The organism is Mycolicibacterium moriokaense (assembly GCF_010726085.1).
GTDB lineage: Bacteria > Actinomycetota > Actinomycetes > Mycobacteriales > Mycobacteriaceae > Mycobacterium > Mycobacterium moriokaense.
Map to the genome: position 1 here is coordinate 1,767,847 of NZ_AP022560.1, position 13,945 is coordinate 1,781,791.

At 64.6% G+C, this 13,945-nt stretch carries 15 protein-coding genes; 12 read left to right on the forward strand and 3 right to left on the reverse strand.

From position 1 onward, the window contains the following. Positions 1-105: 105 nt before the first annotated feature. Complete coding sequence (locus G6N43_RS08640) at positions 106-777, reverse strand: LuxR C-terminal-related transcriptional regulator (protein ID WP_083148917.1); 672 nt, start codon at positions 775-777, stop codon at positions 106-108. Positions 778-1,235: 458 nt separating this feature from the next. Here G6N43_RS08640 and G6N43_RS30860 point away from each other — a divergent pair, with 458 nt between their 5' ends. From G6N43_RS30860 to G6N43_RS08655, 3 genes are all read left to right on the forward strand, one after another. Next, positions 1,236-1,361 (forward strand): hypothetical protein, encoded by a 126-nt coding sequence (locus G6N43_RS30860; protein WP_263991943.1) that lies wholly within the window; start codon positions 1,236-1,238, stop codon positions 1,359-1,361. Positions 1,362-1,502: 141 nt separating this feature from the next. Next, complete coding sequence (locus G6N43_RS08650) at positions 1,503-2,438, forward strand: alpha/beta fold hydrolase (protein ID WP_083148916.1); 936 nt, start codon at positions 1,503-1,505, stop codon at positions 2,436-2,438. 486 nt (positions 2,439-2,924) lie between these two features. Next, positions 2,925-3,761, forward strand: coding sequence for a cutinase family protein (locus tag G6N43_RS08655; RefSeq protein ID WP_407664895.1), 837 nt, complete (start codon positions 2,925-2,927; stop codon positions 3,759-3,761). A 28-nt stretch (positions 3,762-3,789) separates the two neighbouring features. On the opposite strand, the gene G6N43_RS08660 is transcribed toward G6N43_RS08655, so the two are convergent. Next, on the reverse strand, positions 3,790-4,116 hold the full coding sequence (locus G6N43_RS08660; RefSeq protein WP_083148914.1) for a hypothetical protein: 327 nt from the start codon (positions 4,114-4,116) through the stop codon (positions 3,790-3,792). Positions 4,117-4,240: 124 nt separating this feature from the next. Between G6N43_RS08660 and G6N43_RS08665 the strand changes: the two genes are divergently transcribed. The 4 genes from G6N43_RS08665 to G6N43_RS08680 all read left to right on the forward strand — a co-directional run bounded on the left by G6N43_RS08665 (position 4,241) and on the right by G6N43_RS08680 (position 7,880). Beyond that, positions 4,241-4,663: a nitroreductase family deazaflavin-dependent oxidoreductase gene (locus tag G6N43_RS08665; protein ID WP_407664896.1), complete on the forward strand. Its 423-nt coding sequence runs from the start codon at positions 4,241-4,243 to the stop codon at positions 4,661-4,663. A gap of 184 nt (positions 4,664-4,847) precedes the next feature. After that, positions 4,848-5,822: a 2OG-Fe(II) oxygenase gene (locus G6N43_RS08670; RefSeq protein WP_163658049.1), complete on the forward strand. Its 975-nt coding sequence runs from the start codon at positions 4,848-4,850 to the stop codon at positions 5,820-5,822. Positions 5,823-5,914: 92 nt separating this feature from the next. Next, positions 5,915-6,904 carry a hypothetical protein gene (locus tag G6N43_RS08675; protein ID WP_110810263.1) on the forward strand — a complete coding sequence of 330 codons (990 nt, stop codon included), beginning with the start codon at positions 5,915-5,917 and terminating at the stop codon, positions 6,902-6,904. Next, positions 6,897-7,880 carry a hypothetical protein gene (locus tag G6N43_RS08680; protein WP_165761838.1) on the forward strand — a complete coding sequence of 328 codons (984 nt, stop codon included), beginning with the start codon at positions 6,897-6,899 and terminating at the stop codon, positions 7,878-7,880. Before G6N43_RS08675 ends, G6N43_RS08680 begins: the two co-directional genes overlap by 8 nt. Before the next feature lie 105 nt (positions 7,881-7,985). Here the strand turns inward: G6N43_RS08680 and G6N43_RS08685 are convergent, their stop codons facing one another. Beyond that, entirely contained in the window at positions 7,986-9,221 is a 1,236-nt protein-coding gene (locus G6N43_RS08685; RefSeq protein WP_110810246.1) for a serine hydrolase domain-containing protein, read from the reverse strand. A gap of 185 nt (positions 9,222-9,406) precedes the next feature. Here G6N43_RS08685 and G6N43_RS08690 point away from each other — a divergent pair, with 185 nt between their 5' ends. From G6N43_RS08690 to G6N43_RS08710, 5 genes are all read left to right on the forward strand, one after another. Continuing rightward, positions 9,407-10,732 (forward strand): H(+)/Cl(-) exchange transporter ClcA, encoded by a 1,326-nt coding sequence (locus tag G6N43_RS08690; protein WP_083149189.1) that lies wholly within the window; start codon positions 9,407-9,409, stop codon positions 10,730-10,732. A 32-nt stretch (positions 10,733-10,764) separates the two neighbouring features. Continuing rightward, positions 10,765-11,271, forward strand: a complete 507-nt coding sequence (locus G6N43_RS08695; protein ID WP_083149188.1) for a nucleoside deaminase — start codon at positions 10,765-10,767, stop codon at positions 11,269-11,271. A gap of 206 nt (positions 11,272-11,477) precedes the next feature. Next, a complete protein-coding gene (locus tag G6N43_RS08700) occupies positions 11,478-11,825 on the forward strand; it encodes an STAS domain-containing protein (protein WP_083148909.1) in 348 nt (115 codons plus the stop codon). 32 nt (positions 11,826-11,857) lie between these two features. Then, the gene (locus tag G6N43_RS08705) at positions 11,858-12,310 is read left to right on the forward strand and encodes an ATP-binding protein (RefSeq protein ID WP_083148908.1); all 453 of its coding nucleotides are present in this window, start codon (positions 11,858-11,860) and stop codon (positions 12,308-12,310) included. Between the two features lie 508 nt (positions 12,311-12,818). Next, entirely contained in the window at positions 12,819-13,844 is a 1,026-nt protein-coding gene (locus G6N43_RS08710; protein WP_234809962.1) for an MmpL3/TtfA transport complex stabilizer, read from the forward strand. Positions 13,845-13,945: the final 101 nt, after the last annotated feature.

The window sequence follows — 13,945 nt, forward strand, 5'->3', positions numbered from 1 at the left end:
AGAGGGACGAATTCATCCGTTTAGATGACAAATAGTTGAAACTGTTCAGTGCCTCCGGCCATGCGCCTCAGAGGTCGAACCGCAGCCTGCCGCAACCGTGCTCAGTTAGAGGTCGTCCACGCTGAGGATGTCGTCTTGAATCGCCCGGGCGACCAGGGCCGCCTTGGTGGGGGCCGGTCTGCCGACCGCTGCATACTTTGCCCGTACTCGTTGCAAGTGAGTCGCCACGGTCGAGGGCTCGATGTACAACCGCTCGGCGACCGCATTCTTGTTCTCGGTCTGAAACCAGGCGATGAGCACCTGTTGTTCGCGGTGGCTCAGGCGGGGCCGCTTCCGTCGCTCTTTGTCCAGCGTCTGTGCCATTCGGGGGCTGACGTGCGGGCGGTCGCTTTGCGCGGCATAGATCGCCGCCCACAGCACCTCTTCGGGTTCAGACCTCGCAACACATCCGACGGCGCCGGCATCCCGGGCCGCCGATACGACGTCGTCATCGACCAGGCAGGTGTAGACGATGACGCGGTGGCCAGCTTCGCAGATCTTCCGAAGCGCCTCGAGGTCTTGCCCGCCGCCCTCACAAGGCAGGTCGAACAGCACCACTAGGTCACGGGCCGACGCGCGGCGCGTCGCCGCGAACTCCGCGGCACTGGCGAAATGGCCGATCATCTTGATGCGTGGGTGGCTGCCGTGCAACCACTCCTCGATGCCGATGTACACCACTCGGTGACTGCCCACGACGACGACCGATGTCGACCGCTCGCCGTCATTGGGCGGTGCCACGCCGTCAACCCCCTCACATCGCCGGCCCTGCAGTGACCTGGTCGAGAAGGCACCGCTGCGGCGCCCCGCGACTTCGGCGTCGACGAAGAACTGAGCCCGCCGAATTTTTAGCAAGCCTATGCATCCTCGCGCTTGGATGCCCCGTGCCGTCCGCGACGAAACATGGCGGACTGGGATTGGTACACGGTGATTCGGCAAGTGGCGTTTGTGCCAACCAGTCCTTGAGCCTCGAGGACACCTCGCATCCGGAAGCGCGTAAGCCGAGTCGGCGCCGGGGCGATCGATCGGCGACGAGGGCGTGCTAGTAAGTGAATTTACGTATAACCGCAATGTGAGCAGCAGCACCAAGAATGCTCCCATCTCGTCCCCGCCGGGCAGGCCGTCACCGCCGCGACCGAACTCGCGAAATCGATAGCGGAGACCACCACCGCGTCGGCCATGATCAACAAGGAGATGGCGTGCGCTCTCCCGCCATGGACCCGATTGCCGCACTCACCTACGAAACGCTGGCGTACCGCGAGGTCATCTGGCATCCCGACGTCGTCGAGCGCATCGGCAACGCCTACCGCAACCTACGCAAGTAAGCACTCAACCGTGTCTGAGCACAATGCGCAGAACTTGCGACATTGCGCGTTGCGTGGCTTGTGCGCACAAGCGCGACATCGTTTGCAGCCGTCCATACCTTCTAAAGCAGTAGAACGTATGGGACCGGCAGGGAGACAACAATGTTCGCGACTGACAAGGCAGTGCCGACCGTGGGCTATCTCGACCGCAGAGTGACCACGAGTGACGGTGTCCGGCTCGCGGTTCGCGACTTCGGCCGCGTCGACGCCGAGCACACCATCGTCCTGCTGCATGGGTTATGCCTGACTCAGGACAGCTGGGCGGCCCAGGTCCGCGATCTCGTGCAACGCTGGGGCAATTCGATCCGGATCATCACCTACGACCACCGCGGCCACGGTGCCTCGTCGTCGGCTCCCATGCGTACCTATCGGATCGGTCGGCTCGCCGCCGACCTGGCCAACGTGCTCTCCGCACTGAACGTGACCGGTGCGTTGACGCTCGTCGGGCATTCGATGGGAGGCATGACGGCGCTGGAGTACATCGGACGTCCCGCCGTCCACCGCCCGGTGGAGCCGAGAGGGCTGGTTCTGGTCGCGACCGCGGCGGGCAAGCTCGCCGAGCGGGGGATCGGGCGCCTGATCTCCACACCCGCCACCGAAATGTTGTGCGAAATCGTCGAGCGCGCACCGAGATTCGTCACAGATCGGGCGATCAAGTCCGTCGTGAAGCCACTCAGCGACGCTCTGTTGGCGATCCCTGGCCTCGACCCGGGCGCGCGGACCGGATTGGCTGCGCTGCCGAAGAACACTCTGACGACCGCCGCCGGCTTCCTGCTGGGGCTCAAGCGCTATGACCAATACGACGCGCTCGAGTCGATCACCGCCACGGCGGTGGTGGTCAGCGGTGGAATGGACTTCGCGACCCCGGTGTCGCATTCCGACGACCTGGCCGACGCGATCGCCGATGCAGTGCACCTTCACGTTCCTTCGGCGGGGCACATGCTTCCGCAGGAGGCGCCACAGCACGTCAGCAGCGCGATCAACCTCGCGCTGTCGGTAACGGATAGTGCGCAGGGCTCACTTGCGACGGTCTCGTAGGCGACTCGGCGTCTTATGCTGATACGTGTCGACCCGGGTACTTCGAACGCTCGCCTGGCTTTTCGTGTTGATTGCGTTCACCGCAGGAGCACTTCAGTTCGCCGCGTTCATAGCGGCTGACCGCGGGCTGCGTCACCTGATAGTCGCGCTCTGCGCGCTGTCGGTCGGTGTCAGCGTCTCGCTCGCACTACGGCGACGTCGCTGATGACCATGCAAGCGCACCCCAATTGAATTGACACCAGCGATAATTGAGTCTTACGAACCTCTTACCCGTGGTAGGCGCTCGAGCACGCCGGTCCTCGACCGTGAATATGGCGACGAAATCGGTTGCGAAACGTCGTGATATGCACAGCGGCGCCACGATTTAGAAGCGCAGGGCGGTCGGCCGAAGTTTGGCGGTTCTCTGAGCATTCGTTCGCTCAAAGCGCGCCGTGCGCCGCTCCGTGTCAGCATTAGTGCATGGGGGCATTTCGAACAATTGGGGTAGTGGGCGCCGCAACAGCCGCGACTGCGTTGCTGCACAGCGTTCCCATGCCCGCCGCGCATGCAGCACCGTGTCCTGACGCCGAGGTGATCTTCGCCCGCGGCACTACCGAGTTACCCGGTGTCGGCCCGACGGGGGAGGCGTTCGTCAGGTCGTTGCAGTCTCAAGTGGGGACGAAGGCGCTCGGGGTGTATGCGGTGAATTACCCTGCCACGACTGACTTTCGCACCGCCGTCGACGGTATCAACGATGCGCGCGCTCATATTCTCGCCACGGCTGCCGCTTGCCCTGAAACCAAAATAGTGCTCGGGGGGTTCTCCCAAGGCGCAGCAGTCATGGGCTTCGTCACCGCGAATGTCGTACCCGACGGAGTAGCGGACATGGCGGTGCCCGCGCCGATGCCGCTCGAGGTCGCCGACCACGTCGCTGCGGTCGCGTTGTTCGGCAAGCCGTCGGCACGCTTCATGCGCGCGATCAATGATCCGCAGATCGTGATCGGACCCCGCTATGTGGACAAGACCATCGACCTCTGCGTCGAAGACGACCTGGTGTGCGACCCCGACGGCAGGAGCTTCGGCGTGCACAGTCGCTACCCCGAGGTCGGGATGGCGAACGAAGGAGCGACGTTGGCCGCCAACAAGCTCCAGGCGATCTGGGAGGCGGAGGCTGCGGCCGAAACACCCGCGACCGAAACTCCGGAGTCGCCTGAGCCCTCTGCGCCCGCATTGCTGTCTGCCATCGCAGGTCAACCGGATGCCAGCGGCTCAACCCCCCGGCCACTAGGGCCGCCGCCGGGTCCCGTTCCGGTGCCATCCGACCCGGCGCCCTTCGCGCCCTGAGAATCGCTTCACCCGTGCGCGCCGCCGCTCAGTAGTCAGGCGTCGACACTCCGATAAGAGACTGATCGGGTTCCGCCGGTTGGTCTCCGCGGACGTCCGGCGGGTTGGAGACGGGTTGGCTCTGGACATTGCATTCCGCGCCGCTGACACCCGCAGGGCAGCCGCCGGCGGGTGAGTTCGGGACAAGGTACGGAACGCATTGCCCGGTATAGACGTCGCTTTCTTCGCCCGCTGCGCACTGGGCAACGGACGCGGGCTCACCGGGGTGGGCGAGGACGACCGCCGCAACCAGCGGTGCCGCCGCGAACGCGCCTGCGATGGCCAGTCGTCGCGTGGAATGAAGAAGGGTCTGCATCGTGCTCCCCGCTCTCAACAGTGGTGTCAATTGGCCTGCCGCGACCATACCGCGAACGCCGCGTGGCCTGCGGTATCCGCCGTCCCAGGGAATGCGCCCTCCGACTGGGGCGTTAAATGGTTTCGTGACCGAGCAACCGAAGTTGAGCCCCACCGAGTGGGTCCGTGAGCAGACTGAACGCATCCTGGAGCAGGGCACGACCGACGGTGTGCAGGTGCTCGACCGTCCGATCGTCCTGTTCACCACGACGGGCGCCAAGACCGGCGCGAAGCGCTATGTGCCGCTGATGCGGGTCGAGGAGGACGGCCGGTACGCCATGGTGGCGTCGAAGGGCGGCGCTCCGGAGCACCCGTTCTGGTACTACAACGTCAAGGCGAACCCCGAGGTCACGGTTCAAGACGGCGACAAGGTCGCCACCATGACCGCACGCGAGCTCGAGGGCGCGGAGCGCGAGCACTGGTGGAAGCTCGCGGTGGAGGCGTACCCGCCCTACGCCGAATACCAGACCAAGACGTCACGCCAGATTCCGGTATTCGTCGTCGAGTAGCAGGCGCGGCGGATGCGCTTGTCCGCGTGCCGGTTTCGATGTAGCGCCTCATCGCGGCTCTAACCGCGGTCAAGAATTCAGACACTATCGCGTCATGACGTCCTGCGACGGCATGGTTGACGCCTGCGCGGCGCTTGTGCTCCAATACTACAAAAGTAAGTGCTTACTTTTGGGTAGAGGAGCTATGAGTACCAACCACCACCCCGCCGATGCGGGGGTCAGTGTGGCTGTTGGAAACCGTTGGACGCCCTCGAGCGCCACCGAATCGACCGGCGGGCCGTCCCAACGAATTCTGAACATCGCCGAACTCGAGCGGAACGCACCCGAGCTGCACCGCCAATTCCATGCGGCACAACCCTTCCCGCACCTGGTGGTCGATGACCTGATACGGCTCGATCCGACGGCAGCCGACGCCTTTCCGGATAGCTCATGGCCTTTGTGGAACGAGGTCGACGACGGCTACATCCGAAACAAGCGGTTCTGCTTCGAAATCGACCGCATTCCGGAACCGTTCAAAGGCCTCATCAGAGAACTCAACGAACCACCGTTCCTGCGGGTGCTGGAACAGATCACCGGTATCAAGCAATTGCTGCCGGATCCTTATCTGTACGGCGGTGGCATACACCTCAGCGGTTCGGGTGGAATCCTCACGCCGCACACCGACTTCCACTTCTATCGGTTCCTGAATCTGTACCGCCGCATCAATGTCATCGTGTACCTGAACGAGGGCTGGACGCTGCAGGACGGCGGCTGTCTCTCGTTCTACGACAAAGAGGGTCACGCCGTCGACACGGTCGTGCCGGAGTGGGGTAGGGCGGTCATCTTCCGCACCGATGACCAGTCGGTGCACGGCTACACCGATCCCATCGCCGACGGCTGTTGGCGGCGATCTGTCGCGCTCTTCTATTACACGGCCGCTCCGGCCAAGGATTTCAGCGGGGACGAGACGACCTACTACCGCCGGCACGGGGACCATCACGGCTTTGGCCGCATAGCACGCCTGATGATCTTCAAGGCGATGATGGCCGTCAGCCGCAACATCAGCATCGTCGCGCACATCGTGAACCCCAATATGGGCGTCCCGTCGGTGAAGGCCTACCTGGCCTACGTCCGGAAGGCCAAGCGCGAACGCGCGGAATCGGTGAATCAAGAGAACTAGCACCAGACCGGACTGCGTTAACTCACGTGCGCCGCCCCCGCGGTCTAGCCTGATCGTGCCAAAAAGGGCGCGAGTGCGAGGAGGGCGCGGTGGTGGTCAAACGCGACGCCGTCTTCCGCGTGCTGCTGACCCGGTACAACCGCGACCGCGCCGTGCTGGCCGTGGTCTTCCTTCTGCTCTTCGTCTTCTCCTACAGCGAAGACATCGTGTTCGCGGTGCTCGACGCGACCGGCAACGACCACGTGCTCGGATGGATCGTCGGGCTCGTCGGACTCGACGCGGCTGTGCTTGCAGTGGTGGGTCTGCTCAAACGTGAGATAGCGCAGGCCGACGGTGAGGGCCAACGGCTATGGCGCCCATGGTGGATCGCGTTCGCCACTGTGGTCATCCTCGACGTGCTGCTGATTCGCCTTCCAGAGGAGCACCCGCTGTGGCTCGACATCGCGATGTCGAGCGTGATGGCCTGCCTCATGGGAGTGCTGATGGCGTTGTCGCTCAACGCCTCCCCGCTGGTGTTGTTCAGCAAGGAGCGACGCGCGGTGGCGCCGGACGATTGGGAGCGCGTTCGTGCGGTGGTTCCGCTCGTCATCGGAACCTTCGTGCTCTACCTCGCCTCCACCGCGTTCGATGACTTCTTCGACCTCGACACCGTGCGCATCCTCGAACCGCAGGTGGCGGCCGAAGTCGCGGCCCTGCCGCTGGAAGAGCAGCTCCACGCCAACGCGACGCTCTGCGAGGACGCGGTGAGCCCAGCGTTCTTCCAGCAGGTCGTAAAGGTGATCCCGCTGCTGCTGCTCACACTCGGGGTGGAGTTCAACTACTTCCGACGCACGCTGGCCGAGCCCGTCCAACGGGCCGCAGCTGCCGCCACCGTAGGCGTGATGTCGATCGGGTTGTCGCTGGCGATCTCGACTCTGCCGTGGGGCGGCAGCGGCTGCGGCGAGGTGCTGGGCTATTGGCACGAATACCTGACGTTCGTGATTTCCGTGCAGGGCGTCGCCGCCGGGCTGGCGACGCTCGTGTGGGTGCTCGTGGTGAGCGACCCGGACCGACGTAACACCTCGGGAGTCGACAGTGTCTGAAGCCATCGCAGCTCCGCGGGCAGATCGCGCGGTCTTCGGCGTCGTCTTCCTCATGGTGTTCGCCTTCTCCTACAGCGAGCCGGTCGTCTCACAGCTGTTCCCGTCCACCAATTCCGGTCGTGAGTTGGCATGGCGGATCGCGGTGATCGTCGTCGACGCTGTGGTGCTCATATTCGTCGGCTTGATGAAGCGGTCGATCACGCGGGCCGACGGGGACGCGCCGCGGCTGTGGGGTTGGTGGTGGACCGGCGTGGCCATCCTGATCGGTATCGACGCGTTCCGCCTCATATCACTGGAGTCGATCCGCCTGGACGTGGCGACCGCGACTGTCTATGCCGCCGCAATGGGTTTCACCATGGCCGCATCGTTGAACGCCGACCCCCTCACGCTGATCAACACCGAGCGTCGGCTGATGTTGCCAGTCGATTGGTCCCGGGTGCGGGCCATCGTCCCGCTGGTGATCGGAACCTGGCTCTGTTATCTGGCGGCGACGGCCTACATCGATCTGTTCGACATCGACACCATACGGACACTCGACCCGGCGCTCGAGTCTGAAATCGCGGAACTTTCGGAGTCAGAGCAGATTGCGGTGATCGCAGAACTCTGCTCGGGTGCAATCAGCCCGACGTTCTTCCAACTGGTGGCGGAAGTGATACCGGTGCTGCTGCTGGCGCTCGGCGTCGAGTTCAACTACTTCCGGCGCACGCTGATCGACGCCGGCCAGCGCGCGGCGACCGCGGCCACGGTGACGGTGCTGGCCGCCGCGTTGGTCGCGACGCTGTCTACCCTTCCATGGGACGGCCAGGGATGTGGTGATGTGCTGTCCCGTTGGCACGAGTACATCGCGTTCCTGCTGACCGTCCAGGGCATCTTCACCGGGCTGGCGACGCTGGTCTGGCTGCTGGTCGCCAGCACACCGGACGGCCCACCGGGCGCCGATGAGCCGGCCGAAGCGGCGAGGTCGGTCGAGGAGTGAGGAAGCAAGTGCGGGGGCCTCGTCGGGTAAGGTCCCCGCACCTGCTGATTGCACAGTGATGCTCGGCTCTTGGAAATTTCTTGGAGCCTTAATCAGCCCCGACGATCACCGCGGTTTGGTGGTCGTCGGCGGGGACGGCGGTGGCGTCACATCGGGCGGTTCGACTGCCTCGCCCAACGTGTAGATGTGGTCCGGGGTGATGACCTCGGTGATCGCCTTGGCCAGCAGAGTGCTCGGTTCCTGGCCCTGATAGTCGATGTCGGTGTTGGTGAAAATCACCAGGGTCGTTTGCTTTTCGGGGAGGTAGACACCGACGGTCTGGTAGCCGGGCAGGCTGCCGTTGTGTCCGATCCAGCCGCCGATGTTGAAGATTCCCACGCCGTACCCGTCGCCGGGCGGCGTGCCCGGGGGAGAGACGGTCTGCAGCCGCTGCTTCTGCATCTCCGGTGTCAGCAGCTTCCCGGTCGCCAATGCGGGCACCCAGATGTGCATGTCCTCGAGGGAGGAGATCATCGCACCGGCGGCCCACCCCCAGGACGGGTTCCAGTCGGTGGCCGTCGTTATCGCGTTGTCGGCGTCCTGCGTGGTGTACCCCTGCGCGTGCGGCTTCGGGAACGCGTTGGTCGTCGGAAAGCTGGTGTGGCTCATACCCAACGGCTGCGTGATGTGCTCGTGGATGTAGTCCGGCAGCGACTGACCGCTGACCTTCTCCACGACCAGGCCGAGCAGAACGGTGTTGGTGTTGCAGTACAGGAATCCCTCTCCGGGCGGGAACTCCATCGGCTCGGCGAACGCGTAGTCGAGCAGTTGTTGTGGTGTGAAGTTCTGGAAGGGGTCCTCGAAGAACGCCTGTTGGAAGGCGCTCGTCGCGGAGTAGTTCGGCAACCCGCTCTGCATGCGCGCGAGCTGCCTCAGTGTGATCGCGTCACCCTCGGGGACACCGTCGACGAATTTCGAGATGGGGTCGTCGAGCCCGAGCTTGCCCTGATCTGCCAACTGCAGCACGGCCGTGACGGTGAACGTCTTTGTCTGACTACCGATCCGGTGGTAGAAGTCCGTCTGCATCGGTTCACCACCTGCTTGGTCGGCGACTCCGTACGTCTGCACGTAATTCCCGTCGGGACCCCAGATGCCCACGATCGCACCGGGGATCGACGTCTCATCCATCGTCTTGTTGATGGCATCGTCGAGTCGCTGGACGACTCCGGCGTCGAATTCCTTGTCCGCCGTCGTACTCGTCGACGTGCTCCGCGACGTCGAATCCTGTCCGCACCCGGAGGCCAACACGAGTGCCGATGCCACCATGAGAAGCCCGCATCGTCTCAACGCCCTTGTCGCCATCGCTCATCCCGTCGTCGAAGTACGAGCATCACCATAGGGCGCGACAAACGTCCGCGGCGTACCAACGATGCGCATCGCAATCTGGGAGACTGAGCACCTGTCGCTGCGGTCCACCCCCGAAGGAGGATGCCGGTCGTGCACATTCGCACCACCGACGGCCACGCACCTTCACCGTGTCCGGTGCCGTGAGCGACCCAGCACCGGACCCGGAACCGGACCAGCCCGACGAATCCGCGCGCGGCTGGCTGCTCGTCTGCGTGACCGCCGTCGTGGCGGGCGTCGCGATCGGCTTCATCGGCGGCGCCTTCCGCTGGTGTCTGGAGACCGCGGACGGGTTGCGCATCGACCTCGTCGACTGGGCGCACCGATTGCCCGGCCCGGGGTGGCTGGTGCCAATCGCCGTTGCGGCGCTGGGTGCGACGCTGGCGGCGCTGATCGTGCGATGGGTGCCATTGGCGGCCGGCAGCGGCATACAGCACGTGGAAGCCGTCTACCGGGGCAACGCCGAACCTCCGCTGCTGCCGGTGCTGCCCGCGAAGTTCATCGGCGGTGTGTTGTCGATCGGGTCCGGGCTCGTACTCGGTCGCGAGGGTCCGACCGTTCACATGGGCGCAGCGATCGGAGCCGAGTCGGCCAAGCGGGTCAAACTCAGCGAGTCCGACGTCAGGATGATGCAGACCGCCGTGGGTGGGGCCGGTCTCGCGGTCGCGTTCAACGCGCCGATCGGGGGCACGCTCTTCTCACTCGAAGAGGTGACGAAGTCGTTCCGCATGCAGACGGTGCTGGCGACCTTGTTCGCGGCGGCCGCTGCCGTCGGATGTATGCGCGTTCTCCTCGGAAACGAGTCGGACTTTCACGTCGACCGTATCGGGGCGCCCGCACTCGTGTGGCTGCCGCTGTTCGTGGTCTTCGGTGTGCTCACCGGATGTCTGGGCGCTTTGTACAACCGGCTGTTGCTGTGGTTCATCGACCGTGTCGGGGGGATCCGGCGCATTCCACCGGTCGCGAAGGCGGCGATGATCGGCGCCGTCATCGGCCTGGCGATGTTCGTCTATCCGCACGCGGTCGGTGGTGGCGACGCCCTGACGCAAATGATTCTCGCCGGCCAGGACTTCGTTCTCCCGGTCGTGCTCGGCGTTCTGTTGGTGCGCTTCGTCGCCGGCCCGCTGTCATATTCGGCCGCGGTGCCGGGAGGCCTGTTCGCACCGCTGCTGGCGGTCGGCGCACTCTGGGGGCTGCTGTTCGTTGGAAGCATCGACGCCATCTGGCCCGGGTACGTGCAATCCCTGGCCATCCCGATGGCCCTCGTCGGCATGGCGGCGTTCTTCGGGGCGACGGTGCGGGCGCCCGTGACAGGCATCGTGATCGTCATCGAGATGACGGCCACCACCTCGGCCGCCATCCCCATGCTCGCCGCCACCGCCGCCGCGGTGCTCGTCGCGAACCTCACCGGGTCACCGCCCATCTACGACTCGTTGCGTGAGCGGATGTCGCCCGACGTGCGGCGCTGATTTCTGGCTTGCCGAGGCTATATTCGGTGACCGTGGCCGATTTCGTTCAGCGCACGATTGATCTCGCCCGAAACAATGTGCTCGACGGCGGTCGGCCCTTCGCCACTGTCATCGTGCGGGACGGCGAAATCCTCGCGGAGAGCCCGAATCTGGTCGCACAGACCCACGACCCGACTGCCCACGCCGAGATCCTGGCCATCCGTGAGGCATGCCAGCGCCTCGGTACCGAGCACCTGGTCGGCGCCACCATCTATGTGTTGGCGCACCCGTGCCCGATGTGCCTCGGTTCGCTGTACTACTGCTCGCCGGACGAAGTGGTGTTCCTGACGACCCGCGATGCCTACGAGCCCCATTACGTGGACGACCGCAAGTACTTCGAACTCGACACCTTCTACGAGGAGTTCGCGAAGCCGTGGCAGCAGCGCCGCCTTCCAATGCGCTACGAGCCGCGGGAGGACGCCGTCGATGTGTATCGGCTGTGGCAGGAGCGCAACGGTGGCGAGCGCCGGGTGTCGGGCGCGCCGCGCGCTGACAATTAGGCGGGAACCCGCCTGCTCAACGTGGCTACGGGTAGGCGAGTGCGGGACTTGTGCGGCCTGTCCTATATCCTGATGCCCTGATCAGGACAAGCAGTATCGCCCCATGCAAGGGTGTGATGAACTCGCTAGCCTGTTGCGCGGGTTCAGACTGCAGCCTTGCGACATTAGCCATGACCGCTGCGCGGTCGCTTAACAAGAGGTGAGGCTTGGACGAGCAGCTTTGTAGTGAGAAGTGGGTCGACCGCGTCGCGATCGTTTCCGCGTCCGGAGAACTCGACATGCTCACGGCACCCCAGCTGAGGGACGCCGTTCAATCGGCGCTGAGCCAGAACCCCGCCGGCTTGATCGTCGACCTCACCGACGTCGAATTCCTGGGGTCGGCCGGTATGCAGGTGCTGATGGAGGCGCATAACCAGACCGGCGGCACCGAGACCCGTTTCGCCGTGGTGGCCGAGGGCTCGGCGACCAGCCGACCGCTGAAGATCACCGGGATCGCAGACCTGATCGACCTGTTTTCGTCGCTGGACGAGGCTGTGGAGAACCTCACTGCATGAGCCGTGGCCCTGAGGGGTATTCAACGGACACCATGACCGACCAGCCTTTGTCCAACGACGTAGATGCCTTCGCCCGTATCGACGCGGCGGATGCGCATTCCGTGGCCCGGTTACGGCACGAACTCTCGCAGTGGCTGCGTACGCATGTCACGCTCGACGACGACAAGCTCAACGACATCCTGCTCGCGGTGAACGAGGCACTGACCAATGCCGCCGAATTCGCCTATCGAGGACAGCCGGGAACGATGGGCGTCGACGTCCACTACGACGACACCGATCGGTCACTGGTCGTCGATGTGTTCGACCATGGGACCTGGCGTCATGTGGATTCCGGCGCCCAGCCGAACACGCGAGGCCGCGGTATCCCGTTGATGCGGGCCCTGGCGGACGAGACCACCATTTCCCCATCGCCGAACGGCACTCATGTGCAGATGCGCTTCGGCGATTGCGCCCTGGTGCGCAACAAGGCCTTCGCCTCCGTGTGAGGCAGCCGAAATCGTCGCGGTAGACGCGGCCGGCTTTCCAGCGAACAGCGAACCCGCAAGTCGCCCGACCCGGTGTGGACGTTTGGTGCCCGCTTGGCGCGGATTCCGTTGCCGGTGTGACCCCTGAGAAGTTTGCTGGCGTGTCTTCCTGTGATTTACGGCTCAATTTCGGTCCACAAGTTAAGAGACTGTTACCGAGGCGAACTAACTGCGCCTGGGGCGATAGGTTGCCACAGGCCCGTCGACGCAGCTCAGGGCCCTGAAAGGGGTCGCTCAGCTTAGGTAACGACTGCATAACGAATTCTTTCCTAAGCGGTGTCTGAGAGGTTCCCGTGCGTTGTGATAGACCCATGTTCGCGACGCGTCGGAGCACTGATTTTCGTCGCTACACTCGGTACGGATTGCGTCCCCGAGGGCGCACGCAGACGTGGAATCTAGAGCCGGTGAACGCCAAACCGGCGGAGGTACCGGTGAAATGGCTAACTTTTTGATGCCCAAGAAGTCTCCTGTGGCAGAAGTGATCGACGAGGCATATCCGGACGCTGACATCGCCCGGGTCGGTGCCGCCGAGGTGGGGCGTGGCCCGATCGGGGACATCGCCGCGGCTGACGGCGCCATCGTCGTCACCAATCACGGGGATGACACGGTGTCGCTGCTGTACCCCGGCACGCTCGCCGTGGCCGGCGTCGTGGCCGTCCCTGGTGAGCCCTTCGCCGTCGTTGTCGCGGACGGCCGCGCCTACGTCAGCACCACATCGGAGAACTCCGATGCGATCGTGGTCGTCGACACCGTCACGCAGACGGTGGTCGCCACCTACTCGCTGGCCTTTAGCGTGACCGCGCTCGCCGCCAGCCCGGACGGGAAGCGTGTCTTCGCGGCGCGCACAGGCGACGGCTCTGCGGACGTCGTCGTCATCGATACGACGGCCGAGCGCGTGAGCACCATCGAGATCGCCACCGGCGCGGGTATCGGTATCGATGCCGTCCAGATGGATGCCGCCGGTAAGCGGTTGTACGTCGGCACGACCGATATGGATGGCAGCGCGCTCGTCGTGGTCGACGTCGACAAGGCCAGGGTGGTGCGCGCGGTCGCGGTCGGATCGCCCATCCGCGACATCGCGATCGGCGACGGTGTCGCCTACGTCCTGGTTTCGGACCGCTCGCGCGGAGGCGCCGTCGAGGTCATCGACCTTTCGTCCGGCGCCATCACCGGCACCGCCGAGCTCGGTGTCGGTGCTCCCGTGCAGATGGTGGTCAGCGCCGACCAGACGCGCGCCCACATCGTCGACTACGACAACGTCACGGTGCTGTGCATGCTGACGCTGAAGATCGTCAACAAGATCAAGGTCGACGCACGGCCGTCTTGTGTCGCGGTCGACTCCGAGGCGGGTCGGCTGTATGTGGCCGACTATGCAGGCGGGGTGACGGCGCTGTCCGTCGCGTCGGCGATGCCGCTGCTGTACTCGCAGTTCGTCGAGAAGACCGATCCGATTCACGTGGCGGAGGTCGACGAGCGCGAGCCGGTCACCGTCTGAGTCACCTAATTCCGCGAGCAGACGCCAAAAGTCCCTGTTTTACGGCGTGTCGGCGGCGTTTTGCGTCTGTTCGCGCAGCTTTCGCGGGGGTCCAGCTCGCC